We start from the raw sequence: 24,817 nt of genomic DNA, 5'->3' as shown, positions 1-24,817 counted from the left end.
GCCCTCCAAGCAAGCCGCGCGCAGCGCGCCACCCATAGCGCCGTAGCAAGCGCGGCTTGCTTGGAGGGCAGACCGCGGCCCGTTACCCCATCTACTGCGTCGCGATCAGCTCTCTTCGCGTGAAGGCGGCTTGCCGAGCGCGCGTTTCAGATACGTCGTCAGCCTCGGATATCTGCGCAATTCCTGCGCGGCCCGATCGCGGAGCGCATGGGGCAATCCGCGCCAGCTCAAGGCAGCGCTGATATCGAGCAATGGCAGGCGCTTGACTCCAAAACGGCGCTTGTAGGCGTAGTTGCCGATCGAGAAATCGAACTCGCGCACACCCTGCTTGTGCAGCGCCGCCATGGTGCGCTCGATGATCAGCCGGCCCGGCGAACAATTGCTCCATTTGTCGCCGGCGTTGCTGATGCGGATCATCACATAGCGCGAACCGTTGCGGACACCGAGCAGCGTCGCCACCACCTCCTCGCCCGCTGTCAGTGCCGACACGATGGCGTAGCCGCTGCCGGTGCCGCTGCCGACCAGGCTGCGATAGAACGCGGCGCTATTCTCGTCATTGAGAATGAAATTGACTCCCAGGCTCTGCATCCGCGAGCTTTGCTGAGCCTCGGTGGTCGTGAGAATCCGAAGCGCTTCATCACTGTCCGCGGCGATCGCGAAGTTCGCCGTCGGATCGCGCGTAAACACGCGCCAGCTCCGCTCCAGCTCCTTGCGCACCGTCCGCTCCAGCGTGTAGCGCCAGGCGTCGTAATTGTCGCCCGTGGTGACGAGGTTGCCATTGACCGGGCAAACCGCCGCGCCATCGAGCAGCGCCAACGGATTGGGCCGGCCGTCGAGATCGGATGTGACCTTGCGCAAGCGGATGAGATCGGCGCCGCCGGGCAGCTTGCACAACGCGGCGCGCAGGTCGCGCCAGAAGACACGCGCTGCCGCGGCATCGCGCGGCGCGGCGGGCCCAAGCAACGGCGCGTTGTAATCGGTGAGATCAAGGTCTGCGAACGCGATCGTTTGCATGCTGCCTTGCCGATGACGGATCAACGGCAACAGCGCGGCGGGCTCGCCGGTCGCGGCATCGGAGACGAAGGCGATCACCGGCGAGACGCCGTCGGTATCGGCGAAGGCGGCGTACCAGGCTTCATACCATAGCGGATTTTGGAACGCTGTCGGCGGAGCGAATGCGCCCCACCGCACCGCGGCCTGCTTCCAGTCCGCAAGAATCTCGATGCGGTAGCCGGCCGCGCGTGCTTCTGCCCGCGCCGAGAGCCTGCCCGCCGATGTCGCAAGGACCGTCATCGCCGCATGCCGCGCTCACGCCGCCTTCGGCAAGTCGACGATCTTGCCAAGCTCGATCTCGTCGAGACGGAAATCGATCGGGCGGCGCACGGCGCGCTCGCGCTTCACCCACTTGCCGTCGCGCAGGAGCTTCTGCATCACCTGCTTGGCAAAGAAGGACGGACCGTGCAGGCTGCGGCTCTTCGGCGTGTAACCGAAACGATGACGCAACATGCCATTGGCGAGATTGAGGATCTGGGCGCGCCGGATATCGTCGTCGACGTAGGACACCGTCATCGAGATGTTGACGACACCGAGATTCTCGACCCGATGCGGCGCATTCAGCGGCCAGTTCAACATCTGGCCAGGCTCGAGATCGATCACCTGCGCATGCTGGTCGTACCAGGACGCATAGGGAATATCGACCTCGACGTCGAACAGCGCGATGTCTTCGAGGTGCTCCGGCCGGATGAACGGCGGTGTGTTCGGATAGATATAGACGCGCTTGCGGCCGGCGATCTGGATCAATCCCTGCCCTGGCAGGTCGGAGTGGTAATAGACCTGCGCGTCCGGCGAGGAGATGAGGATGCCTGCCTGATGCGTCGGCGCATCAAAGCTGGGAACCTTGGCGGCGACCTCCGCAAACATCTGGTCGACCATCACGCGGAAACGGCGATCGACGGCAGTGATGTTGCGCAGGTTGAGCCAGAGACCGCCACGCGAGATCGCCTCGATCACCTCGCGGCCACTGAGCTTGCCGATCTCGCCTTCGCGCCAGACCCGGCTGGAACCCTTCGCACCTGTCTTGACCAGGCTGTAATGCTCGCGCGGATAGTTCTCGATCAGCTTCGCGAGTTCTCCCATCGAGAACGCGGGCTGCTTGTGCATCGCATGCTCGAGCCGGATCGGCTGATGGCTCCAGAGCTCCGAATGGGTGTCGTCCCATTTGGTGAAGATCTTGCCTGTCGTCATGTCGCGCTCCTGGTCGCCTTGCGTCGTTTTGATCGTCCGATGTCCCGTTACGGGACGAACGGGCAGCCTTCACGCCAGGATTGGCAAGATCGGTGCCGGCACTGGTTCGGGCGCTTACCGGAAGCTAAGGTCTGCGCGGTATGGCTAACGGAGATCACCCCGGAAGCCCTGCCGCTGCGCGATGACCTCCACACCCCGATATCGGGCGCTGTTCCTCGGCGCGGGAGCCGAGATGCATTGCGGCGTCGGGCAGTTCACGCGCTTGTTGACTGACGCGATCGAAAAGCTCGACCCCGGCAGTAGCCAAACGTTAACCCTGACGCGCGGCCGGGGATCGCTCCGCGACATCTGGCGCGCGGTCGGCTCGGCGCAGAGCGTGATCTGCAATTTTCCGATCGTGGCCTGGAAGCGTGTGATCCTGCGGCCGCTCATCGCGCTCGCGATCGCGAAGCTCCGGCGGCGCAAGGTCGTCCTGGTCGAACATGAATGGGCGGGGCTGAACTGGATGCGGCGGATCACCTATATCCCCGCGGTGTGGCTTGCCGACAGCATCGTCATGTTCTCGCCGCTGGTGCGGAAGGAGCTTGCCGACGACGCTGCGGTCAGCTCCGCTGTGACGAAATCCGTGTTAGCGCCACTGCCACCCAACGTCGAGGCGCCCTCGAAGATCGAAGACTCCGAATTGCGGCAACGGCTATCAGCGGCACGCGCCAGCGGGCGATTGGTGATCGGCCATTTCGGCTCGATCTATCCGGGCAAGCAGCCGAATGCGCTGCTCGAGATCGGCGCAATCCTGAAGGCACGCGGATTGCGGCCGCTGCTGGTCTATATCGGCTCCTTTATTCGCGGCGTCGACAAGGTCGAGGAGAATTTCCACGCCCGCGCCGCCGAGCTTGGCCTCGGTGAGGACGTGATCGTCTCCGGCTACGTTGCCTCGGATGCCGAAGTGTTCGGCCTTTTCGGCAAGGTCGACGCCTTCTGCTATCCGCTGGACGAAGGCATCACAGCCCGCCGTTCGAGCATCCTCACCTGCGCGCAGGCGAGCCGGCCGCTGGTCGCGACCGGCCCCGCACTAGCGGACGAGTTCGACCATCATCCGCGCTTCAGGCAGTTGATCGATCGCGGCGCGATCGTCCTGGTTCCGCGCGGATCGGCGGGCGAGGCCTATGCCGATGCGATCCTGGCGGCGGCGAAGCAACCACCGCCGCAGGCGCCCTTCGATTTCACCGGCTGGTGGCACGATGTGGCAACGACGGTGGCGACCGTCATCTATGCCCGCAAACGGAAGCGCGCGAGATAGTGCAGGCCGAACACAGCGATCAGAAACGTCGCCCAGATCGGATCGGCGCGGTCGAGGAAGAAGCTCTCCATCGACGACAGATAGAGCCCGAACAGCCATATCCGCAGGAACACCATCGACAGCGGGCCGTCATTGCCACCCTCGGCGGCGGCCTGGAAGTCGCGCAGCGGCTTGACGACAACAGCGGCGATCAGAAGCACGAGACCCGGCAGGCCGGTGCCGAGCGCGGTGTCGAGATAGCCGTTATGGCTGTGCGAGGCGTAGCCTGCCCATTCCTTGCCTTCCTTCAGATTCGTGATCGCGTTGCTGCCCCAGAAGGCTTCGAAGCCATAGCCGGTCAGGAGCCGCTGATGCAGCGAATCGACGGCAAAGACCCAGATGTCGGAACGGCCGGTGAAGCTGGTATCCAGCGGCAGCAGCTTTGCGATTGACGCCAGCGTGTCGCTCAGCACCGTGCCTACGCTAAACAGATTGAGCACGATGAGCGGCAGCAACAACATCAATCCGCGTCCCCACAAGGAACGAACGAACGACGTCAGCGAGGTCAGCAGCAGCACGGCCAGGCAAAGCGAGATCGAGCTCTTGCCCGCAGAATAGACCAGGAACAAGGCCGAGAGCGCCATGACGATGACGCCGGAGATCCATCCGCCGGCGCGGATGAAGTAGACGCCGAGGAACATCATCATCGCCATTATCGCAGCGGCGACGTTCTTGTGCCCGAACGCGCCACGCCAATTGCCGGCGAGCGCCGGCTCCTGCGGGTCCGTCGCCAGGTGGATCGACAGGTTCGGAGCCAGCGAGATTCCGAGGTAGCAGGTCGCGAGCAAGACCAGCGCGGCGATGCTGAACCAGCGCATAAACTCGCTCTGCGACTTCGGCAACAGCATTACCGTTGCCGTCACCACCACGACGAATACCGACAGCGCAAAGCGGCGGCTCGAGGTGGCCGGATCGAACGACAGTACGACCGTCAGGCAAAGCCAAACCCCGAACAGCACATAGGCCGGGGTCAGCAGCGACGCCAACGCGGGCATGTTGTCGCGCATGGTCAACACAAGCATCAGCACCATGAGCAGGCCGAACAGCGCGTAGAGCACGGCCTCCTTGCCGGAGGTCACCTCACCGACGCGCATGTCGCTGAGGTCGTCGAACGGATGCAGCGAGATCCACACCAGCAGCAGGATGCCGATGAAGGCCGCGGCGCGGACGAAATCCATCACCGGCCTCCGCCACACATCGGCGAAGACAGCCCGGGCTTCGGACGTGATGAGGAACTCGGTCACGAAACGATCTTCGAGGCGGCGTAAGGCCGTGGCTCGATGCCGAGCACTGCAAGCGCGCTGCCCACCGCGACCATCATCGGATGCATGGCGATGATCGGTTGATGTTCTTTCAAGACAATGCGCGTAGCGCGGAACAGCGAGAACGGCACCAGGCCGAACATCTTGGCCATCACAGCGGCACGCGACCACGTCGACTGCGCACCCTTGCGCTCGATGTGATAATTGATCGCACCGATCCGCAGGCCGCGCCGCACGATCCAGCCGAGCTTGGTCCGGCTCCGCGGCACCGTCTCCGAGATGGTCGCATCCGTCGCCCAGTAGAATCGGAAGCCGGCACGGCGGGAGCGCGCGAAGAAATCATGGTCGCCACCACCTAGGAAATTGAAGCGCAAATCGAACGCGGGACTGCCGAGGCGGGCGAACACCTGTCGCCGGATCAGGCAATTGCCGCAGCCATAGATCACGGGCACCGGCCCGCTGCTATGATAGGCCGGCGCAAATGCCGGATGACGCTTCAGGCCGCGCTTGCGCTCGTCGTCGAAATGCGGCCAGACCGGCCCGCCGATCACGTCCGCCCCGGTCGTCTCGGCGGCCTCGATCATGCGCTCGAGCCAATCCGGCGAGGCGATCTCGTCATCGTCGATCATCAGGAAGTTCGCGGCCTGCGGGAAGGTTGCGAGCGCCGTCTCGAAAGCTGCATTGATGGCGTAACAGTTGCCTTGTCGGGGTTCGACGAGGCAGAGGCCATTCAGCTTTCCCGACGCCAAAAATTCCGCGGCCACCGGCGCGCTTTCACAATTGGCCGCATCGTTCTCGACCACCACGACCGCAAAGCGGCGCGCGGTGCGCTGTGCCGCGACCGATTTCAGCGTCAGCCGCAGATGCTGCGGCCGGCGGAAGCTCGGGATGCAGACCACGGTCTCGACCGAGCAGTCGAGCCCGGGCGAGGCCGCGACCCAGGCGCGGTCCGTTGCAAGAAACTCGGTCGCAATCGACATCTTGTTCATGGCTTCAATCCCAATCCGCGACACGCCGTCCCAGAACGGGTCACGCCACCATCATGGGACGCAATCGTCCCGAAATCGTTGATGAGCGGAGCCGCACGAAAGCGATTCGCAGGGTATGGCCGGGTCATGGCAAAATCCGATCCAGCCGCGCACGGCGCTGCGACGATCTCTTGCGAGGGTTAATCGGGGGACATTTCGCGCGGTTTGCGCTCGACCGCATTCGATCCGCACCGATGCGCGCGCGATGGCCTGCGCGTCGGCAGCAATTCGTTAAGGTTAAACGCGTCGCGAGCGCCGGCACGAAGAGCCTTCATCCTCACTGGCATTCGATTTGCTGTCTCTCGGTACGACAAACAAATCGATCGAGACCGTAACAACACTCGCAAACGTCTGAGGTTTCACCTTGAAAGCGCTAGACCTCGTTTCGCTGGGCACAAAACATGTCCGCAACGCGCTGTCGGAAGAGCTCTATCTGCGTACCGGCCGCGATGTCACCCGGCCGGCCGCGATCTTCGCGGAGGTCGTCGAGCGCTGCAATTACAAGTGCCGCTATTGCGATTATTGGCGCCGACCGAACTACCGGGAGGAAATGTCGATCGAGGAATGGCAGCGCGCGCTCTCCAGCCTGAAGGAATTCATCGGCGCCTATCATGTCGAATTCGCCGGTGGTGAGCCCTATATCAAGAAGGGCTTCCTCGACCTCGTCCGGTTCTGCCGCGACAACGACATCCATTGGGGCGTGACCACCAACGGCGGCGCCTATCTCAACAAGAAGATCGTCGCGCAGACGGTCGAAGCGCATCCCTTCAACATCAATATCTCGATCGACTCGCGGGATCCGAACATCCACAACTATTCGCGCGGTGTCGAGAACTCGCTGAACGACATCGTGCAGGGCATTCGGAATGTGTCCGAGAAGCGCCGCGCCGAAGGATTGGATTTTCCAATCATCATCAAGCCGGTCGTGCACCGGCTGAACTTCCGCCAGCTTCCGCAGATGGTCGACTGGATCCAGCAGATCGGCGCCACCGCGCTGAGCTTCCAGCCGGTCGAGATGGGCACGCAGGAGGTCGAGGACGAATTGTGGATCGGCGAACGGGAGATGGACGATCTGATCGCCGTCCGCGACGAGCTGCTGCGGCTGAAGCGCCAGGGCGCGCCGATCCTCAACGGCGAGGCCGTGCTGAACGCCTGGCCCAATCATTTTCGCCGCGAGAAGGCCCCGCCCGAGGTCATGCCCTGCAGGGTCGGCATGCGCAACTATTTCATCCGCTCCGACGGTCGCCTCGAGGTCTGCTGGTTCTTCAAGCCGATCGGCAACGTCCGCACGCAGACCGCGCGCGAGATCTGGTACAGCGAGGAAGCGCGCATGCGCCGCAAGAACACCGTGGCCTGCGACAAGCTCTGCCTCTTCACCTGCCTTGCCCAGCGCACGCTGCAGGACAAGCTCAAGATGGGCCTGACCCTGTTGACCGGAACAAAGGCCCAGGCGAACGAAATCAACAGCAATCGCACCCCGGGTGAAGCGGCAGCATAACCCGGGACCGCCGGTAAACGTTGCTGGAGATATCCCGGGTTGCGCTGCGCTCCACCCGGGCTACGAGGTCACCTACCTCCGAACAGCTTTCGGAACAGCTTTTCCGACTCCGGGAAGCGGCCGGTGTCGATCTGTGTCGGCCATAGGCCATCGACGTTGAAGTAGGCCGCATAGGCGATGCTGTCGCTGTTCTCGACGAACCAGTCGTGCATTTTCTGGATGAAGTAAGGATTGTCGCCGGCATGGCCGACGCCCCACTCCGGAAAGCTGATGCGCTTGCCGTGGCGCGCGGCGAAATCGCGATGCCATTCGAGACCGAACGGCGCCTTGAGGTAAAGCGTCTGCCAGCGCTCCTCCACCGAGCCTTCCGATTTGAAGTCGTAGACGTCGAGCCCGATATAGTCGACGACGTCGTCGCCGGGATAGGCCAGGTCGGCCGGCATCTCCTGCGCCCCCCAGCCGGGACACCAATCAAACTTGAACTCGCTGGACGCGCGGCGGAAGATCTCCGCAACGCGCCGGAACGCCCTGATATAATCGGCTTCCTGGCCCTTGGCGAACCAGCCCATCTGCGAAAGGTTCATCTCCCAGCCGAGCCGGATGATCGCGCGCGGCTGCGCATCGGAGATCGCGCGTGCCGCCGCCTCGAACTCGGAGTCGTGCAGGCCGTCCGCGACATCGACCAGCGGCGTTCCCGTGATCGTCAGCGGCATCGACCAGACCACGTTCCGTTTCGGATTAAGCCGTCTCCAGATGCCCGGCACCCAATCCACTTTGCGAAAATCTTCCCAGGTCGATTGGCCGTAGAAATCCATACCCAGCACAGATGACGGCTTCTGCTTCAGCCATTTCTCCCAGGCCTGCAACGCATGCTCACGGCCATCAGCCTCCCAGTTCACGAAGGCGCCGGCAAACCGCGCAGGATCGGCACCGAGGCGGGAGGTTGCGCCGGCTGCGTCGCGCGCAGTGGCGACGTCGCCGAGAACTGCGCCGACCGAGGCCGTCAGCAGCCCGCCGACGAACCGCCGCCGGCTCAATCGTTCAATTCCAGCCATGTGCTGTCCTCGCGAGCTTGCGAAACAATGGCGTCAACCTCTTGCCCACCGTTTCAAAAGCGGACACCGCCGACGGAACGGCTGTGCCGAAACGAACTGATGGCACAGTCTTCGCATCACCCGCGGCGAGAGCCCGCGCAGAAATCCCGTAGTCCCACATGCACGCATACCCGCTCCGAACGGCATCGGCGATTCGCGGGTCACGCTCTGCAATATACGGGCAAGCCGCGCCGACGCACACGGAGCACGGCTTCTTATGGTTACTTCGCGCCCTTAACGGCGCGGCGATCATCAACGCAAACAAAATTAACCAACGGCGATCCGGGCCGCGGCCGATGCGCCGATTCGGCATCGATCTTGCTGAAAGGCTCACCGAGAAGAACCGCGGCTTGGAAAGCGACAACCGTGAACGTGATCGCCAGAGAGATCTACGAGATGGACCCAGTTGCGTTGTTAACCCCGACTTACGGGCGCGACCTGGAGATCTGTACCTTGCTTTGCGAGAGCGTGGACCGGCACGTCACCTCGTTCTCCAAGCATTATCTCCTGGTTCCCGATTGCGACCTGCCGCTGTTCGCGCCGCTCGCCAGCGAGCATCGCGTCATCATCCCGGCCTCGGCCTTCCTGCCCGACTGGCTGCGGCCGCTGCCGCGCATGATCCAGCGCCGCCGGCGCCAGTTCTGGTGGTCGCTGCGGGCCAAGCCGGTGAACGGCTGGCATGTGCAGCAGATCCTGAAGATCGCCGCCACCATCGCACTGCCTCACCAGCGCTTTTGCATCCTGGATTCCGACATTGTGTTCTTCCGCGACTTCGACCTGACGCGGTTCGAATATCCGAACGCGATCCCGATGCTGACCATGTCTGATGTGGTGACCGCAGACCAGCCGCGGCATTCGCGCTGGCTTGTGACCAGCCATGAACTGCTGGGGCTGCCGACGCCGCCGTTCCCGGCCGACGATTTCATCGGGCACATCATCTTCTGGGACAAGCAGACCACCCGAGCCCTGGCCGAGCGCATCGAGGCCGTCACCGGTCTCGGCTGGATCGAGGCGCTGTGCAAGACCCGCGAGTTCTCCGAATACATGCTGTACGGCTATTTCGTACAGAACGATGCCGCGGCCTCGCTGCGGCATACCGCGGTCCCGAGCACGCCCTGCGTCAGCTATTGGGACGATCCGCGGCTCAACAAAGGCGAGCTGCAGGATCTCTTGCGCCGCGCCAGCAAGGACGACGTCGCGTTCTCGATCGCATCCTTCTCCGGAACGCCGGTCGAGACCATCCGCGCCGCGATCGCCGACAGCAACGAGATCCTCTCGCTCACCAGCAGCGGCGACCGCACGGAGTTTGCGGCGTTATGCTGATCGGTCAAGCCAGCATCAACCTGACCGCCAACATCCTCTCGGCACTGCTGGGGCTGCTCAGCGTGTTCGTTTTCACGCGGCTGTTCTCGCCGCATGATTACGGCGTCTATCTGCTCGGCATCGGCTTCGCCTCCGTGATCAGCGTGTTCCTGGTCGGCTGGTTCCGAAATCTGATCCTGAGCGAGCACGCCCGCAACGACGGCACCGACGTCCGCGGCCTTGTGCTGTCAGGCTACATGATCTGCTGCCTGACGGCGCCGATCGCCTATGTGCTCGCCCGGCTCGCGGGCCTCGACGGCACTGCGGCGTTCGCTACAGTTGTGCTCTCGGTCGCGATCGGCCTGTTCGAACTGACGCAGGACCTGGTTCGCGCGCGGTTGATGGCGCTTTCGGTGATGAAGGCGACGCTGGTGCGCGCCGTGTCCGTGCTCGCACTCGGCATTGTCGTCGCGCTGGTCAGCCCGAACGGCTTCTGGCTGTTGCTCTCTTCTGCCCTCGCCTATCTGCTCGCCGTGCTCGTGCAGTCGCGCACCGCCTGGCGCGGCACGCATATCAGCTTCGATCGCACCTCGCTCATGGCCGTGGCCAGGACCGGCCTGCCGCTGACGCTCTCGCTGACCCTGCTTGCGATCGCCAGCGTCACCGACCGTTTCATGATCGCCAACCTGGTCGGTGCGGCCGATGCCGGCCGCTATGTCGCCTCGCTCGACCTGGTCCGGCAGACGCTGATGATGCCGGCGATGAGCATGGCGGCAGCGTTTTTTCCGCTCGCCGTCCAGATCCACGCCAAGCAGGGTGACGGCGCGGTGCGCTCGCATCTCGCCGAATGTCTCGAGTTGCTGTTGTCCATCACGCTGCCGGCCTCGCTCGGTTTTGCAGTGATCTCCACCCATGTCGCCAACGTCATCCTCGGCGCCGATTTTCGTGCGCTCGCGGCCGAGATCATGCCGGTGATCGCGATCGCCGTGGTGTTCCAGGTCCTGACGCAGCAATATCTGCATGCGAGCTTCCTGCTGTCGGGCCGCAACGGCTTCTATCTCGTCAACACCGCCTCGCTGATCGCGGCCAATGTGATCCTGTCCTATCTTTTGGTCAGCCACTACGGCACTGTCGGCGCGGCCTGGGCGCGGCTCGGCGCCGACATCATCGGCTTTGCCTGTGCGCTGGTGCTTACCCGCTATGCCTTCCGCGTTCCGCTGCCGCTCGGCCGGCTGGCGCTGGTCCTGATCGCCGCGCTCGCGATGGCGCTGACGGTCGCGGCGCTCGATCGCATCCTGCGCATTCCGGATCTCGCCGCCTGCATCGTGCTGGCGGTGGTTGGCATCCTCACCTACGCCGGCCTGGCCTGGCTGTTCGACATCGCACGCATTCGCGGCCGACTGAAGCATGGCCTCATGGCATTCAGAGCAAAATTCGCAAACAGCAACATTGGATAAGAGGCAATGACCGATACCCTTACCTTTGATCGCATTCATGCAACGCTCCCCGTGGTCGACGCGGCTGGGCCGGCCGCGCATCCACAGTCGCTGCTCGACCTGCCGCCGGGCGAAGCGCGGCAGAGTCTCCTCACCGTGCACAGCATCCTGGAGGCGGCGCTGCCGGCGGGCCCGCTCGCGATCTACGAGGCCGGCGGCGGCTCGACCAGCTTCCTGCCGCTCAAGGTGTTGCGCCGCAGCCATATTACCGTCGTCGACATCGACGAAGATCAGGTCAAGAACAACCAGTACGCACAAGCAACGATCCTGGGCGACATCCAGACCTATCGTTTCGCGCCGAAAAGCTTCGATTTCATCGTCTGCTACAACGTCATCGAGCACGTGCCCGACGTCGAGGCCGCGCTCAGCGGTTTCTGCGAGGCGATCAAGCCGAACGGCTTGATCCTGATCGGCGCCCCCAATCCGAAATCGCTATCGGGCGTGGTGACGAAGTATTCGCCGCATTGGTTTCACGTCTGGTTCTATCGCTATGTCCGCGGCGACAAGAAGGCCGGCCTGCCGGGCGAGGCGCCATTTCCGACTCATTTCCATCCGCTGGTCACGCTGGGCAAGCTCGAAGCCTTCGCCAGGGCACATGGCCTGCAAGTGATCTACCGCAAGGTCTATGAGAGCCCACGCTATCCGGAGATGCGCCTGCGCAAGCCCCTGCTCGCCGCGCTGGTCGATGCCGCCGCGAAAGCGATGAACTTCTTTCTCCCCGGCAGGACCGACGTGCGGCACGGCGACTACCACGTGATCCTGCGGAAGCTGTGAGAGAATGCGCGGGTTGTGGTCCGAAGCGGTCGTGAAGGTCAGCCACCGGCTGGCGATGCATCTGCCGGTCGATCGGGTCCGGCTGCGCAACGCCACGCCGATAGTCAGCTTCACCTTCGACGACCTGCCGAAGAGCGCGGTGACATCAGGCGCCGACTTGCTGGAGACACATGGCGCCCGCGGCACCTTCTATGTGTCGGGCGGGCTGGTCGGCGTCGTTACGGCGGACTGGAGCTCCGGCGATGATGACGACGTGCTGTCGCTGCATCGCCGCGGCCACGAGATCGGCTGCCACACCTTCTCGCACCGGCGCACCTGCGATCTCGATGAGACCTCGCTCGCCTGCGACATCGCCTGCAACCGCCGCTACTTCGACTTGCTCGATCCGTCGATGCAGATCGAAACCTTTGCCTATCCGTTCGGCTATGGCTCGTTCGCGCACAAATATCTGCTCAAGTCCAGATTTGCGACCTGCCGCTCGATCGTGGAGGGCGTGAACTTCGGCAATGTCGACCTGCAGTTCCTGCGCGCGATGCCGCTGATCGATCGCCGGATGGATCGCGATGCAATCGAGCGCGCCTTCGACGAGGCGCAAATCCATAACGGTTGGTTAATTTTCTACAGTCACGACGTTGCCACGCGGCCCAGCCTGTATGGCTGCTCGCCGGAACTGCTGAATCACGCGCTGGAAACGGCGGCGAAGCGGAATATTCCGGCGCTCACCATGGCAGAGGCGTTCCGATGCGCGAGCGCTTAAACGCTTTGTTTGCCTTTTCAGTGAATAGTCTCTCAAAGACTATGGTTAATTTTTCCTGCTGCGTTGTTGCCGCGCGGTCCGCTCTCGCGCATCGCGCAGCCCGAAGAGTAACCCCTCAGCCGATGCGTGCGGCGTTTGGAATGGAAGCTGGGGTCGATGCTTGATTACGACCAGCCGATAAACAGCCAGGCCAAAAGCCGGGATGCCGGCGAGCCACGCCGAAGCCAGGGCTTCGACGTGATCGACCTGGTCATGCTGCTGTGGCGGCGCAAGGCCGCGATCGCGGCTGCCGCGTTGCTCTGCGCCTGCATCGCGGTTGGGATCGGCAAGAGCCTCACTCCGAAGTACACCGCGACCGCGCAGCTCTATGTCGACCCGCGCGAATTGCAGCTCGTCGAGCGAGAGCTGACACCGCGCGCGCAGGACGTTTCGGGTCTCGCAATGGTGGTCGACAGCGAGGCGCGGGTGATCACCTCCAACAGCGTGCTGTTGCAGGTCATCAAGAACACCAATCTCGACAAGGACCCGGAATTCGGCGGCGGCGGCGACGGCAAGAGCCTCCTCGGCGCGCTGCTCGGCCTGGTCGGGATCGAGCAGCGTCCGACGGTGGAACAGCAGCACCAGGCGACGATGAGCGCGCTGGACGCCCTCAGTCGTCATATCAATGTGCGCAAGACCGACCGCACCTTCGTCGTCGACATCGACGTCTGGTCCTATGAGCCGGTCAAGGCGGCGATGCTCGCCAACGCGCTTTCTACGGCCTATCTCGCCGAATCCAAGCAATCGCAGGCCGCCGCCGCCCGGCGCGCCACCAGAGATCTCTCGGGGCGGCTGAAGGAACTGCAGGAACGGCTGCGCAACGCCGAGAACATGCTTGCGGTCTACAAGGCGCAGAACAATTTCGTCGGCACCCAGGACACGCTGATCGCCGACCAGCAGCTTTCCGCCAGCAACCAGCGGCTCGCCGCCGCGCGCGCACTGACGCTCGATGCGCAGGCGAAGTACGACCAGATCGAGGCCAGCCGGCGCAATGCGAGCGACCCCGGCGCGATCCCCGAGGCGCTGCAATCGCCGACCATCGCGAACCTGCGCGCGCAATACGCCGATGCCAAGAAGCGGCAGGCCGAGCTGCAGAGCGAACTCGGCCCCCGGCATCCGGCGCTCCGGCAGGTCGAGCAGCAGGTCGAGGATCTCCGCCGTACCATCAGGGAAGAGATCGACCGCTTCGCGCAGGCCGCGAAGAACGATTTGACACGCGCTCGCGACTATGAGGCATCGCTGAACAAGGCGCTCGACGCGCAGAAGCGCCAGAGCGTGCAGATGAGCCAGGCCTCGGTGCGCCTACGCGAGCTCGAGCGCGACGTCGAGGCGAGTCGCGACGTCTACCAGTCCTTCCTCAAGCGTTCGCGCGAGACGGAGGAACAGGAAAGCCTGAACACCTCGAGCGCACGTGTCATCGGCGAAGCCACCGTGCCGCAGCGGCGTACCTTTCCACCGGCTATGAGCCTGCTTGCCATGATCGGCTTCGTGCTCGGCGGGCTCGCGGCCGCTGCCTGGATCATCGCGGTCGACCAGCTTGCGCCCGGCGCCGACCCGCTGCGGCCGAGCAAGTCGACCTCGCCCGAGAAACAGGCGACGGCGGTGCCTGCGAAACAGCCGGTCCTCAGCAAGCCGGCGCCGCAGGCGGCAGTCAGCGTCATCGAGAAGCCGGTGATCGCCCGGCTGCAGGAATCCGACGTGATGCGCACGCTGGGTGGCATCCTCACGGGCGGCCAGATCGCCGACGTCACACGGCTGGGCTGGCCGACATTGCGCGCGGGCTTTCCGCTGATGACCTTCCTCGGCGCCATCCGCGACATGTCCGCGACCCTCAAGAAGCGCGCATCCGCGAGCGGCGTGCCGGTCATGGCGGTGATCGGCGCGGGATCATCCGTCGACCGCAGCGTGGTGGCGCTGAACGTCGCGCTCTCGGCCGCGCGCGACGGCGCCAAGGTGCTGATAATTGATGCCGATCATCGGAAACGCGAATTGTCGGGCAAGGTTACCAGGCTCGGCAAGCGCGAGGCCGGCCGCCTCGGCTGGCTCAGCATCGGCAGCAAGGCAACGCGTGCCATCAACACGGCGAACGGAATTTCCATCCTGCCCGTTATCGAGGGCGGCGACGCCAGGGCCGCGGAAGCCATCCGCAAGTCGGTCACGCAGGCGCGATCCGTTGGCGGTTACGATCTCATCATTCTCGACGGGCCGGCGATGCCGTGGAGCGCGGCGGATCGCAAGCTCCTCGAGCTCCCCGATGGCCTCCTCGCGGTGCTGCCGGTCCATCTCGATATCAACGACTGCATGGAAGACATCCTCAGCGCGCTGGGTGGAGCGGAGCGCAAGCTGGTCGGTGTCATCCTGAACGAGCTCAATCCCGTGGTGGAGAGCCGTCAGCAAGACAAGCAATATGCGTGAGCGCCGCTTCTTCCTCACCTCCCCTTAGAAGGGGAGGTCGGCTCGCGCGCCAGCGCGAACCGGGTGGGGATCATCTCTCTCCACGAGCAGCGGCGTCCGTGGCTTGACCCCCACCCTGCCCTCCCCCTTTCAGGGGGAGGAGAACACATCGGCCGCTACAACGGCTTGATCTGCACTTTCCGGAACTTGACCACGCCCGAGCCATATTGAAGCGCGATCGGACCGCTCGCGTGCTTGCTGTCCTGCGCGTCGACGGTCTTCTCGCCGTTGAGCACGACCACGAGATGCGGGCCCTGCGCCGTGATCTCAAAGGTATTCCACTTGCCCGCCGCCTTGGGCATCGGGTTGACCTTGCCGACATCGACGATCGCGCCGGTGCCGTAGGTCGGATCGGGCCGCTTGTCGAAGATATTGACCTCGTAGCAGACCTTGGAATCGATGGTCTTGTTGGTGTCGCAGCGGATGAAGATGCCGCTGTTGGCATCCTCGTCGGTCCAGAACTCCGCTCTGATCTGGAAATCCTTGTAGGGAGTCTTGCTGACGAGATAGGACAGATCCTTGCCGTCGAGCTTGTCGGCGACCAGCGCGCCGTCTTTCAACGTCCAGTTCGCCTTGCCCACCTCGTCCCAATCGCCCTTTTTGGTGCCGTCGACCAACGTGATCCAGCCGTCTCCCTCGGCGGCAGCGAGATTGAAGGACAGAGCGGTGCCGATCAGAAGACCGGCCGCAAGCGTCCACGCATGTTTCATGAAAAGCATCCTCCCGATGTTGTTTTGATTTGTGCGGGCAAACTAATCACGGCGGCGTGCGAGCGCAAATCGATTTCGATGCTGCAGTTGCGTTGTGCGGGAAGCCGCGCATCCGCCGATCACGCATGCATGCGTGCGTCTTGTCCTTTGCCAGCGCCCCCGACTAGCATCGAGGACAACGGAGATGGACGAGCCCGATAGACAGGCCTAAGCGTCCATCCGAAAACGGGAGGAAGTCATGATCGTCAGCACCTGGCGTTACCTTGCAATCCCGCTTGCCCTCGCCGCCACGCTGCGCATCGGCTCCGCCGCCGAGCTCAATCCGGCCGCCGTCGTCTATAAGTTGCCTGACCAGATCCCCTGGGGACCGGTGGATGCGCGCGGCGCGCAGAATGCCGTGGTGGTTGGTGATCCCGCAAAGCCCGGCTTCTACGTGGTCTATACCAAGTGGACCAAAGGCAACCATTTCAGCCATCCGCATTTTCATCCGAACGACCGCTATATCGTCGTGCTGCAAGGCACCTGGTGGGTTGGATCGGGACCGAAGTTCGATCCGGACAAGGGCACCGTGGCGATGCCCGCCGGCAGTTTCGTCACCCATTACGGCAAGCAGGTGCATTGGGATGGCGCCAAGGACGAGGACGCCGTGCTCCTGATCATGGGCGAAGGACCGGCGACGGCGACCGCGGCGGAGGAGAAGTGATTTGGGCAACCTTTGCGGTCACCAAACGTTCATCTGCGCAAACGTTGAAGGAGATAAAACATGGCAATGGCCGCAGAGATCAAGGAACATATGGACGTCATCTCGTCGGACCGGAAGACGGTCGGAAAGGTCGATCATCTCGAAGGAACCGACAAGATCAAGTTGACCAAGCAAAGCTCGCCCGACGGACAGCACCATCATTTCATTCCGCTGTCCTGGGTCGACCATGTCGACCAGCACGTGCATCTGAACAAGACGGGCACCGAGGTGACCACGCACTGGCAACACGGCCGGCAATAGCGCCTTTGCGCGGGGCGCGGAGGCGGATATCATCGGGAGCAGAACAGAGAGCCCCCGATGCATCCAGCCGCGAAACTGCAATTCGAGCGCATCGTCGACGAATACGGACGCTGGCGCGCCATTCCGGAAAGTGAACGGCCGCCGGCGCCAGCTTGGTGGTGGGGCCCGGCATTCGAACTGCGTGAATCCGTGGTCGAATTGCCGACCGACTGGAGTGTCCGATTGCGCCTTGCCAAGGGCGCGACTTATGCAGCAGGCGCCGCCATCCTGCTCAAATCGCTCGCCGGCCAGACTTATCTGCCGTGGCCTTATGATTTCTCGCGCAAGGTGAAGTCGACCGATTCGGATGTACGCGAGCTGCATGTGCAGCCGTCAGATGACAGCGCGTTTCCGCCCTAAATCCGACGCTGCCTGATCGTCCGCGGCATCTTCCTCCGGCTGCAGTGGCGGAGAGATAAGCGCCGGCGCCGAGCGCAACAACTCGGCGAGCTCGCGCGGCGGCAGCGGCTTGCTGAGCCGAAAGCCCTGCATCTCGTCGCAGCCATGGTCGCGCAGGAAGCGCTCCTGCTCGGCCGTCTCCACGCCCTCGGCGATCACGGTCATGCCGAGCGCCTTGCCCATGCTGATGATGGCCTGCGCGATCGCCTGGTCCTCGCTGTCGCGGGCGAGGTCGCGCACGAAGGAGCGGTCGATCTTGATGGTGTCGATCGGAAACTGCTTCATCAGCGACATCGAGGAATAGCCGGTGCCGAAATCGTCGATCGCGAGGCGAATGCCGCGGCTCTGGATCGCATCCAGCACCCGGATCGCCCGGTGCACGTTGCGCATCACCATGCTTTCGGTGACCTCGAGCTGCAGCAACGCCGGCGACATGCCGCTTGAAATCAGCGCGCCATCGATGTCCTGCAGGAGATTCTCGTCGCCGAACTGCCGCGGCGAGAGGTTGACCGCCATCGTCACCGGCCGCAGACCGCGGCGCTGCCAGGCCATGTTCTGCGCGCAGGCCTCCTTCAGCACCCAGCGCCCGATCGGCACGATCAGCCCGATCTCCTCCGCGAGCGGAATGAACTGGGCCGGCGCGACCTGCCCGAGATCGGGATGGGTCCAGCGCAAGAGCGCTTCGACGCCAGTGATCTGGCCGCTCGCGATGTCGATCTTCGGCTGGTAGAAGAGCGAGAACTGATCGCGCTCCAGCGCGCGGCGCAGGGCATTCTCGAGCGTCAGCCGCTCAATCGACTGCGCCTTGATTTTCCTGGAGTAGAAGCGGAAGCCGTTCTTGCCGTCCTCCTTGGCGAGATACATCGCCATGTCGGCGTTCTTGGTCAGCGTCTTGGCATCCAAGCCATCAGCAGGATACATCGCAACGCCGATCGAGGCCGTGGTCTGGCATTCGTGGCCGCTCAGTTGCAGCGGCTGGCTGAGCGCCGACAACAGGCTCTCGGCGATCGTTTCGACGTCGCCACGGTCGGTTTCTTCCAGAATGACGACGAATTCATCGCCGCCGAGCCGGGCGATGACGTCGCTCGAACGCAAGGTCCCGCGCAGCCGGTCGGCGATCTTGACGAGCAGCAGGTCGCCGGCGTCGTGGCCAAGCGAATCGTTGATGACCTTGAAACGGTCGAGATCGATGAACAGCAGCGCGAACTGACGCTGGTGGCGGCCGGCCACCTCGATCGCGTGGCGCAGCAATTCGTTGAAGGTTTCCCGGTTGGGCAAGCGCGTCAGGCCGTCATGCGAGGCGAGATATTCGATCCGCTCGTCGGCCCTTGCCTTCTCGTCGGCGCGGTCGAAATTTTCCAGCGCGAACGAGACGTTTTCGGCGAGACGTCGCAACAGCCCGATCAACTCGGGGCTGAAGGCGCCGATCTCGCAGGAGAGGAAGATGATGGCGCCGATCGGCTTGCCGTTCTTCAATAACGGAAATGCGGCGCCAGAGCGGGTGCCAGCGTCGCGCAGGACCTGATAGAACGGGCTCGAATCGCCGAAGTCGCCGAGATAGTCGTTGCTGATGCAGGGTTTCCGGGTGCGGAATGCGATGCCGGTGAGGCTCCGCCCTTCCGGATGCGATGCATTGATGGACAGGCGCACGTGGAACGCGCGCTCGCCGTCCGGACCGGCCGAAGCGACGTTTTCCAGGTAATCGTCGCCTGGCCGCTCCAGCGCGATCGCGGTGGAGGTGAAATTGCCGCCGACGACGGCGGCCTCGCAGACCAGGTGGAACAGCTCGGTCCGCGACTTAGCCCGCATGATCGCTTCATTGGTGGCGCTGAGCGCCCCGAACATCCGCGTCAGCCGCTCCTTCTGCTCCTCGGTCCTCGCCTTCTCGTCCGCGCGCTCAAAGCTGCCGAGCGCGAACGACACGTTGTCGGCCAGCCGCTGCAGCAGTTCGGCGAACTCGGCGGTAAAGGTGTCGTGTTCGGACGCGATGAAGAGCATCACGCCGACCGGCTCACCGTCGACGAACAACGGGAACGCCGCGCCCGATCGCGCCCCCTCGCGTTCGATGATGTCCCGGAACGCACTGTCCGCAATGTCCTTCAGGAAGTTGTTGTTGATGCTGGCCTGCCTGGAACGGAATGCTGTCCCGCAAAGCCCGCGTCCCTCCGGAACGGCCTCGTCGATCGATACTTTGAGATTGCGGGCGTTCTCGGACGTCGGTCCTGCGGTCGCCGCCATCTCGAGATAGTCGCTGCCGGGCGCGACCAGGAAGATGCTGGTCGAGTTGAACCTGGCGCCCTTGCCGGCCGCCTGGCACACCAGCTTGAACATCTCCTCTCGTGACTTCGCCCGCATGATCGCTTCGTTGGTCGCGCTCAGCGCCGCGAACATTCGCGACAACCGGTCCTTCTGCCGGTCGGCCCTGGCCTTTTCGTTGGCGCGTTCGAAATTTTCAAGCGCCACCGATACGTTCTCGGCGATCCGCGCCATCAGGGCGACGATCTCTTCGTCCGTCGCCCACGACCTGCCGACGAAGAACAACAAGACGCCGATGCTCTTGCCGAACTTGGTCACGGGGACCGCGATGCAGGCCATGACGCCAGCGTCGTGTCCCACCTGCCGCCACGGACCGTCCGATTTCGGGATATCGTTGTTGATGCACGGCCGCTGCGTCCGGAACGCCTGCCCGCAGACGCCCTTGCCGTAGATATTGTCCGGATCGATCGAGAAGCGCGTTTGCGTGATCAGGTCGATCGCGTCGCCGGTGCCGGCGACCGGCTCGAGCCAATGGTTGTCAGGCTCGGCGAGCAGGACCACGGCGGCGACTGATTTCCCGCTATGAACGGCGGCATCGCAGACACGCTGATAGAGGTCGTGCTCGGTCTTGGCGCGAAGGATCGCTTCGTTGGTCGCGCTGATGGCGCCGAACATCTGGTTCAGGCGGCGCATCGCCCGCTCGCTGCTCTTGCGCATGCGCTCATGTTCGAAATTATCCAGCGCAAACGAAACATTCGCAGCCATGCGCGCCAGCAGCGACACGAGCTCGTTGTCGAGCGAGCCCACCTCGCGCCGGGTGACGAGGAAAACGCCGACGCTGCGGCCATTGCAGATCAACGGCATTGCCGCCGCCGCGGTGACCTCGCTATCGCGAGCGCCGGCACGCCAGGCGAGCGAGCGCGGGTCATTCAGATAGTCATTGCTGACGCAGGCCTGCTGGTCCCGAAACGCCTGTCCGCACACCCCCTCGCCCTCAGGCGTATTCGCAATGATCGAGATGTTGATGCCGCGCAGCCGCACGACATCGTCGCCGAACCCGACCGCAAAGCGCAGCAGGCTGGTCTCGGCATCCAGCAGGAAGACCGCCGTCGCCAGGAAGTCGCCGCTGGAAAACGCGGCCTCGCAGACCTTGGCGTACAGCTCCTCCGGCGATTTGGCGTACAGGATCGCTTCGTTGCTGGCGTTCAACGCCGCGAAGGTACCCCTGATGGTCTGCTCCAAGCGATCAACTCCCTGCGGCCGGTCTCGGCCGGCCCCGCGGGATTTTATGCGGAGCAGAGACCTAAGTGGACGTTAGGAACAGCTATAAGTTGCGAGTCAAAGTAAATGTGTGACGAACAAAGTCGGATAGAACCCCCGCAAAATTGCCGGTTTGTTGACGATTTCCTCCGCCCGCGAGTGCGACGCAATGCCTGCGAGGCACTGGTTCCCTGCCATGAGATCCGCCGCCCTGAAAAGCCGCGCCGGCGTCATGGCGGGCCGGACATTCTGGCCTTGCTCGCCGCCCACGGCTTTGAGACCATCGCGAACCACAAACAAGCAAGATGCGCCGCGTGATGCGGGCGTCGATACGAGGAAACCCCATGCCGATCGTCCACGCCGATCGTCTCACCCGCATCGGTGCGGCGCTGCTGCGCGGCGCCGGCGCCTCGGAGGAGGAAGCCCAGGCGGTCGCGATCGGCTGCGTCAACGCCAATCTCGCCGGACATGACTCGCACGGGATCATCGCGGTCCCGACCTATATCGACCGCATCAAGGCCGGCCATATCGTGCCCGGCGCGAAATGGACCATCGTCCAGGAATCGCCGACCACGACCGTGATCGACGGCCATTGGGGCTTCGGCTTCCACGTCAATGCCAAGGCGATGGAATTGACGATTGCCAAGGCGAAGACCGCCAATGTCGCCGCCTGCACCGTGTTCCGACAGAGCCATGTCGGGCGGCTTGCGCACTATCCCATGATGGCGATGCGCGAAGGCATGATCGGCATCGCCACCGCCGATTCCGGCCGCTCGCCAAAACACGTCGCGCCATTCGGCGGCCGCGAGGCGCGGCTCGGCACCAACCCGATCTCGATCGCGGTGCCGTCCGAGCTCGAGGCGCCGTTCTATCTGGACATGGCAACCTCGGCGGTCGCCGCGGGCAAGATCCAGCTCGCGGTCGCACGCGGCGAGCGGATTCCGACCGGATGGATCATCGACGCCGAAGGCCGCCACACCACCGACCCGACGGACTATCGCAAGGGCGGCGCGCTGCTGCCGCTTGGTGGCAGCGAGGGCTACAAGGGCTCTGGCTTGGCGGCCATGGTGGAAGTCCTGTGCGGCCTGCTCACCGGGCTCGGATTCGGCGTCGAGCCGACCGGACGCCACAATGACGGATGCTTCATGGCGGTGTTCAATGTCGCCGCCTTCCGTCCGTTGCAGGATTTCAAGCGCGAGGTGGCCGAGTTCGCCCGCTACCTGAAATCGACGCCGCCCTCGGACGGAAGTCCGGGCGTGTTCTATCCCGGCGAGGTCGAATTTCTGCGCGAACAGGAGCGGCGGAAGAACGGCATCGAGATCGAGGAAGCGACCTGGGACAAGCTGCGCGCGCTCGCCGGCGAGTACGGGCTGACAAAACAACTCGATCTGGCGTGAGGGGGGACAGCGGCATGACACGGCAAATCGCACTGGTCGGTTTCCTGCAGGCGCAGAACTGCACCAATCTGCCGGGCTCCTGGCGCCATCCGCAATCGCGCGACGATTCGATGTCGGCGGATTACTACCAGGAGATCGCGCGGATCCTCGAGGCTGGCAAATTCCACATGGCGTTCTTCGACGACCGCCTGGCGATGCCGGACCGCTATGGCAACGATCACGCCCACACCGTCGAATACGGCATCCGCTGCGTGAAGATGGACCCGGTGATCGTGCTGACCACGATGGGCATGGTCACCGAGAAACTCGGCCTCGCCTCGACCTGTTCGACCACTTACTACGAGCCGTTCGACGTCGCGCGCCGCTTCGCCACCCTCGACCTCATGACCGGCGGCCGTGCCGGTTGGAACGTGGTGACTTCGGTTAATGACGGCGAAGCCCTCAACATGGGCCGCGAGCACCATCTCGAACACGATTTGCGCTACGACCGCGCCGACGAATTCATGGAGGTCGTGCTCGGCCATTGGGATTCCTGGGAGGACGGCGCACTCATCGTCGACAAGAAGAGCGGCCGTTTCGCCGATCCGACCAAGGTGAAGCGGCTCGATCACGACGGAAAGTTCTTCAAGTCGCGCGGACCCTTCACCGTGCCGCGTTCGCCGCAGGGTCATCCCGTCATTATCCAGGCCGGCGCTTCCGGCCGCGGCCAGCGTTTTGCCGGGCGATGGGGCGAGGTGATCTTCACCGCCGCGCGCAATCTTGCCAGCGCAAGGCAAGGCTATGAGGCGATCCGCAATGAGGCGGCAAAGGCCGGTCGCGATCCCGACCAGATGTTCCTCTGCAATCTGATCACGCCGGTGTGCGGCGCGACCAAGGCCGAGGCGGAAGACCGGATGGCGCTGATCCAGAAGCTGCCGCTGGAGATCGACGCGCTGTCCCTGCTCGCCGAGGGACTGAACTTCGACTTCGGCGCCAAGGGCATCGACGAGCCGCTGACGACGGAGGAACTGCAGGGCATGCAAGGCATGCTCGGCATCCGCGACGGCGTACTGAAAACCTCCGGCAAGACCAATCCAACCACGCGCGACTTCATCACCTTCTCCGGCCGCGGCCTGGTGAAGGATGCGATCGTCGGCGGGCCGAAGGACATCGCCGATCGGCTGGAGGAGATGTTCGTCGGGCGCGGCTGCGATGGATTTGTCATTGCGGCGAGCTATGTGCCCGGTTCCTACGCTGATTTCGTTCGCCACGTCGTGCCGGAATTGCAACGCCGCGGGCTATTCCACCGTGACTATACCGGCAAGACGCTGCGCGAGAATCTCGGCCTGCCCCGTCCCGCGGCCGGAGCCTGGAAAATCTCGCCGCAGGTTGCGGCGGAATGAGAGAGCAGATCGATGCGCTGGCTTAAATTCACCGCCCAAGAGAAGACCTCCTGGGGTCTCGTCGAGGGTGAAAAGGTTGTCTCAGTGGGCGGCGATCCCTTCGGCGAATGGCGGCGTACCGCGGAGACGCATGCGCTCCGAGACGTAAAGATCGAGCTGCCGCTGGTCCCGCGCACCTTCTATTGCGTCGGGCTCAATTATCTGAAGCACCTGAAGGAGGCCGCCGATAAGCGCGGCGAAATCCCCGCCGTGCCCGACCGGCCCGAAATCGGCTACCGCGCCCAGAACGCCCTGATCGCCCACGATGAGGACGTGGTGATCCCGGCGACCGCAACGGAAAAGATTCACTACGAAGGTGAGCTCGTGGTCGTCATCGGCAAGAAGGCAAAACACCTCGATGCGGCGAACGCGATGTCCTGCGTGTTCGGCTACACCATCGGCAATGACGTCAGCGAGCGCAGTTGGCAGAAGGCCGACCGCGGCCTCTGGCGCTCCAAGAACGCCGATACCTTCAAGCCGATGGGTCCATGGATCGAGACCGATGTCGATCTCGACATGATGGAGACGGTGGTGCGGGTCAACGGCAAGGAGACCAACCGCTTCCGCACCAACGATATGATTTTCGGCATCGTCCCCTTCATCGTCGAACTGACGAAGTATTTCACGCTTTGGCCGGGCGACGTGATCTGGATGGGCACCGACGGCGCCTCGCCGGACCTGAAAGCGGGTGACGTGGTCGAGATCGACATCACCGGCATCGGCACCCTGCGTAACCGGTTCGTGAGGGAGTAGCGATAAGGTTTGTAGATGGGGTAACGGGCCGCGGTCTGCCCTCCAAGCAAGCCGCGCTTGCTACGGCGCTATGGGTGGCGCGCTGCGCGCGGCTTGCTTGGAGGGCGGGCGGTCGTCCCTCACATTGATGGTGTGACGGAGTCGAGGATGGACCTCGCACCAAGCATCACGGAGAGACGACCATGGAGCACTATGCCGGAATCGATGTGTCATTGGAATGCTCGAGCGTGTGTGTGGTTGACGCCAACGGCAAGATCGTGCGGGAAGCCAAGGTGGCGAGCGAGCCGGAGGC

The 24,817-nt window shown here is 63.7% G+C and carries 20 protein-coding genes and 1 pseudogene; 14 read left to right on the top strand and 7 right to left on the bottom strand.

What is annotated here, in order from left to right:
• Window positions 1–105: 105 nt before the first annotated feature.
• Together YY7_RS55060 and YY7_RS0144415 are read right to left on the bottom strand one after the other, a co-directional pair.
• Window positions 106–1,293: a GNAT family N-acetyltransferase gene (locus tag YY7_RS55060; protein ID WP_035692596.1), complete on the bottom strand. Its 1,188-nt coding sequence runs from the start codon at window positions 1,291–1,293 to the stop codon at window positions 106–108.
• Between the two features lie 15 nt (window positions 1,294–1,308).
• Window positions 1,309–2,244, bottom strand: a complete 936-nt coding sequence (locus YY7_RS0144415; protein ID WP_028168734.1) for a cupin-like domain-containing protein — start codon at window positions 2,242–2,244, stop codon at window positions 1,309–1,311.
• A gap of 181 nt (window positions 2,245–2,425) precedes the next feature.
• On the opposite strand from YY7_RS0144415, the gene YY7_RS55055 reads away from it, so the two are divergent.
• Window positions 2,426–3,544 (top strand): glycosyltransferase, encoded by a 1,119-nt coding sequence (locus YY7_RS55055; RefSeq protein ID WP_155255600.1) that lies wholly within the window; start codon window positions 2,426–2,428, stop codon window positions 3,542–3,544.
• Here YY7_RS55055 and YY7_RS55050 read toward each other — a convergent pair.
• Together YY7_RS55050 and YY7_RS0144400 are read right to left on the bottom strand one after the other, a co-directional pair.
• Window positions 3,514–4,827, bottom strand: coding sequence for an O-antigen ligase family protein (locus tag YY7_RS55050; protein ID WP_051397265.1), 1,314 nt, complete (start codon window positions 4,825–4,827; stop codon window positions 3,514–3,516). The two genes, YY7_RS55055 and YY7_RS55050, sit on opposite strands and share 31 nt — an antisense overlap.
• On the bottom strand, window positions 4,824–5,834 hold the full coding sequence (locus YY7_RS0144400) for a glycosyltransferase family 2 protein (RefSeq protein WP_051397264.1): 1,011 nt from the start codon (window positions 5,832–5,834) through the stop codon (window positions 4,824–4,826). Before YY7_RS0144400 ends, YY7_RS55050 begins: the two co-directional genes overlap by 4 nt.
• Window positions 5,835–6,237: 403 nt before the next feature.
• Here YY7_RS0144400 and YY7_RS0144395 point away from each other — a divergent pair, with 403 nt between their 5' ends.
• Window positions 6,238–7,371 carry a radical SAM protein gene (locus YY7_RS0144395; protein WP_028168732.1) on the top strand — a complete coding sequence of 378 codons (1,134 nt, stop codon included), beginning with the start codon at window positions 6,238–6,240 and terminating at the stop codon, window positions 7,369–7,371.
• A gap of 68 nt (window positions 7,372–7,439) precedes the next feature.
• On the opposite strand, the gene YY7_RS0144390 is transcribed toward YY7_RS0144395, so the two are convergent.
• Window positions 7,440–8,426, bottom strand: coding sequence for a glycoside hydrolase family 26 protein (locus YY7_RS0144390; protein WP_155255599.1), 987 nt, complete (start codon window positions 8,424–8,426; stop codon window positions 7,440–7,442).
• A 405-nt stretch (window positions 8,427–8,831) separates the two neighbouring features.
• Here YY7_RS0144390 and YY7_RS55045 point away from each other — a divergent pair, with 405 nt between their 5' ends.
• The 5 genes from YY7_RS55045 to YY7_RS0144365 all read left to right on the top strand — a co-directional run bounded on the left by YY7_RS55045 (window position 8,832) and on the right by YY7_RS0144365 (window position 15,248).
• Complete coding sequence (locus tag YY7_RS55045) at window positions 8,832–9,788, top strand: DUF6492 family protein (RefSeq protein WP_155255598.1); 957 nt, start codon at window positions 8,832–8,834, stop codon at window positions 9,786–9,788.
• A complete protein-coding gene (locus YY7_RS55040) occupies window positions 9,782–11,224 on the top strand; it encodes a lipopolysaccharide biosynthesis protein (protein ID WP_051397262.1) in 1,443 nt (480 codons plus the stop codon). Before YY7_RS55045 ends, YY7_RS55040 begins: the two co-directional genes overlap by 7 nt.
• Window positions 11,225–11,230: 6 nt before the next feature.
• Entirely contained in the window at window positions 11,231–12,037 is an 807-nt protein-coding gene (locus tag YY7_RS0144375; protein ID WP_028168730.1) for a class I SAM-dependent methyltransferase, read from the top strand.
• A gap of 4 nt (window positions 12,038–12,041) precedes the next feature.
• Window positions 12,042–12,794 carry a polysaccharide deacetylase family protein gene (locus YY7_RS0144370; protein WP_035692593.1) on the top strand — a complete coding sequence of 251 codons (753 nt, stop codon included), beginning with the start codon at window positions 12,042–12,044 and terminating at the stop codon, window positions 12,792–12,794.
• A gap of 156 nt (window positions 12,795–12,950) precedes the next feature.
• Complete coding sequence (locus YY7_RS0144365; protein ID WP_028168728.1) at window positions 12,951–15,248, top strand: GumC family protein; 2,298 nt, start codon at window positions 12,951–12,953, stop codon at window positions 15,246–15,248.
• A gap of 155 nt (window positions 15,249–15,403) precedes the next feature.
• On the opposite strand, the gene YY7_RS0144360 is transcribed toward YY7_RS0144365, so the two are convergent.
• On the bottom strand, window positions 15,404–15,997 hold the full coding sequence (locus YY7_RS0144360; RefSeq protein ID WP_028168727.1) for a 3-keto-disaccharide hydrolase: 594 nt from the start codon (window positions 15,995–15,997) through the stop codon (window positions 15,404–15,406).
• A gap of 238 nt (window positions 15,998–16,235) precedes the next feature.
• Between YY7_RS0144360 and YY7_RS0144355 the strand changes: the two genes are divergently transcribed.
• Genes YY7_RS0144355 through YY7_RS0144345 form a run of 3 tightly spaced genes read left to right on the top strand, consistent with a single transcriptional unit; the run spans window position 16,236 to window position 17,399 of the window.
• Complete coding sequence (locus YY7_RS0144355) at window positions 16,236–16,700, top strand: cupin domain-containing protein (protein WP_035692589.1); 465 nt, start codon at window positions 16,236–16,238, stop codon at window positions 16,698–16,700.
• A 60-nt stretch (window positions 16,701–16,760) separates the two neighbouring features.
• Window positions 16,761–17,000: a DUF2171 domain-containing protein gene (locus tag YY7_RS0144350; protein ID WP_028168725.1), complete on the top strand. Its 240-nt coding sequence runs from the start codon at window positions 16,761–16,763 to the stop codon at window positions 16,998–17,000.
• Window positions 17,001–17,057: 57 nt separating this feature from the next.
• Entirely contained in the window at window positions 17,058–17,399 is a 342-nt protein-coding gene (locus YY7_RS0144345) for a hypothetical protein (RefSeq protein ID WP_028168724.1), read from the top strand.
• Here the strand turns inward: YY7_RS0144345 and YY7_RS0144340 are convergent.
• Window positions 17,373–20,936 (bottom strand): bifunctional diguanylate cyclase/phosphodiesterase, encoded by a 3,564-nt coding sequence (locus YY7_RS0144340; protein ID WP_028168723.1) that lies wholly within the window; start codon window positions 20,934–20,936, stop codon window positions 17,373–17,375. The genes YY7_RS0144345 and YY7_RS0144340 overlap by 27 nt on opposite strands.
• A 362-nt stretch (window positions 20,937–21,298) precedes the next feature.
• Here YY7_RS0144340 and YY7_RS0144330 point away from each other — a divergent pair, with 362 nt between their 5' ends.
• From YY7_RS0144330 to YY7_RS61345, 4 genes and pseudogenes are all read left to right on the top strand, one after another.
• Window positions 21,299–22,351 (top strand): Ldh family oxidoreductase, encoded by a 1,053-nt coding sequence (locus YY7_RS0144330; RefSeq protein ID WP_028168721.1) that lies wholly within the window; start codon window positions 21,299–21,301, stop codon window positions 22,349–22,351.
• A gap of 14 nt (window positions 22,352–22,365) precedes the next feature.
• Window positions 22,366–23,733 (top strand): LLM class flavin-dependent oxidoreductase, encoded by a 1,368-nt coding sequence (locus tag YY7_RS0144325; RefSeq protein WP_028168720.1) that lies wholly within the window; start codon window positions 22,366–22,368, stop codon window positions 23,731–23,733.
• A gap of 12 nt (window positions 23,734–23,745) precedes the next feature.
• On the top strand, window positions 23,746–24,525 hold the full coding sequence (locus YY7_RS0144320; protein WP_028168719.1) for a fumarylacetoacetate hydrolase family protein: 780 nt from the start codon (window positions 23,746–23,748) through the stop codon (window positions 24,523–24,525).
• 182 nt (window positions 24,526–24,707) lie between these two features.
• Window positions 24,708–24,817 (top strand): annotated as a pseudogene (locus YY7_RS61345) (IS110 family transposase); the annotation flags it as partial.

Source organism: Bradyrhizobium elkanii WSM2783 (assembly GCF_000472865.1).
Taxonomy (GTDB): Bacteria; Pseudomonadota; Alphaproteobacteria; order Rhizobiales; family Xanthobacteraceae; genus Bradyrhizobium; species Bradyrhizobium elkanii_A.
This window is presented reverse-complemented; position numbering and strand designations above follow the sequence as displayed.

Coding starts and splice junctions, on each gene's coding strand:
- YY7_RS55060 (WP_035692596.1), bottom strand. CDS start 1,293: ATGACGGTCCTTGCGACATCGGCGGGCAGGCTCTCGGCGCGGGCAGAA.
- YY7_RS0144415 (WP_028168734.1), bottom strand. CDS start 2,244: ATGACGACAGGCAAGATCTTCACCAAATGGGACGACACCCATTCGGAG.
- YY7_RS55055 (WP_155255600.1), top strand. CDS start 2,426: ATGACCTCCACACCCCGATATCGGGCGCTGTTCCTCGGCGCGGGAGCC.
- YY7_RS0144400 (WP_051397264.1), bottom strand. CDS start 5,834: ATGAACAAGATGTCGATTGCGACCGAGTTTCTTGCAACGGACCGCGCC.
- YY7_RS0144390 (WP_155255599.1), bottom strand. CDS start 8,426: ATGGCTGGAATTGAACGATTGAGCCGGCGGCGGTTCGTCGGCGGGCTG.
- YY7_RS55040 (WP_051397262.1), top strand. CDS start 9,782: ATGCTGATCGGTCAAGCCAGCATCAACCTGACCGCCAACATCCTCTCG.
- YY7_RS0144375 (WP_028168730.1), top strand. CDS start 11,231: ATGACCGATACCCTTACCTTTGATCGCATTCATGCAACGCTCCCCGTG.
- YY7_RS0144370 (WP_035692593.1), top strand. CDS start 12,042: ATGCGCGGGTTGTGGTCCGAAGCGGTCGTGAAGGTCAGCCACCGGCTG.
- YY7_RS0144365 (WP_028168728.1), top strand. CDS start 12,951: ATGCTTGATTACGACCAGCCGATAAACAGCCAGGCCAAAAGCCGGGAT.
- YY7_RS0144360 (WP_028168727.1), bottom strand. CDS start 15,997: ATGAAACATGCGTGGACGCTTGCGGCCGGTCTTCTGATCGGCACCGCT.
- YY7_RS0144355 (WP_035692589.1), top strand. CDS start 16,236: ATGATCGTCAGCACCTGGCGTTACCTTGCAATCCCGCTTGCCCTCGCC.
- YY7_RS0144350 (WP_028168725.1), top strand. CDS start 16,761: ATGGCAATGGCCGCAGAGATCAAGGAACATATGGACGTCATCTCGTCG.
- YY7_RS0144345 (WP_028168724.1), top strand. CDS start 17,058: ATGCATCCAGCCGCGAAACTGCAATTCGAGCGCATCGTCGACGAATAC.
- YY7_RS0144330 (WP_028168721.1), top strand. CDS start 21,299: ATGCCGATCGTCCACGCCGATCGTCTCACCCGCATCGGTGCGGCGCTG.
- YY7_RS0144325 (WP_028168720.1), top strand. CDS start 22,366: ATGACACGGCAAATCGCACTGGTCGGTTTCCTGCAGGCGCAGAACTGC.
- YY7_RS0144320 (WP_028168719.1), top strand. CDS start 23,746: ATGCGCTGGCTTAAATTCACCGCCCAAGAGAAGACCTCCTGGGGTCTC.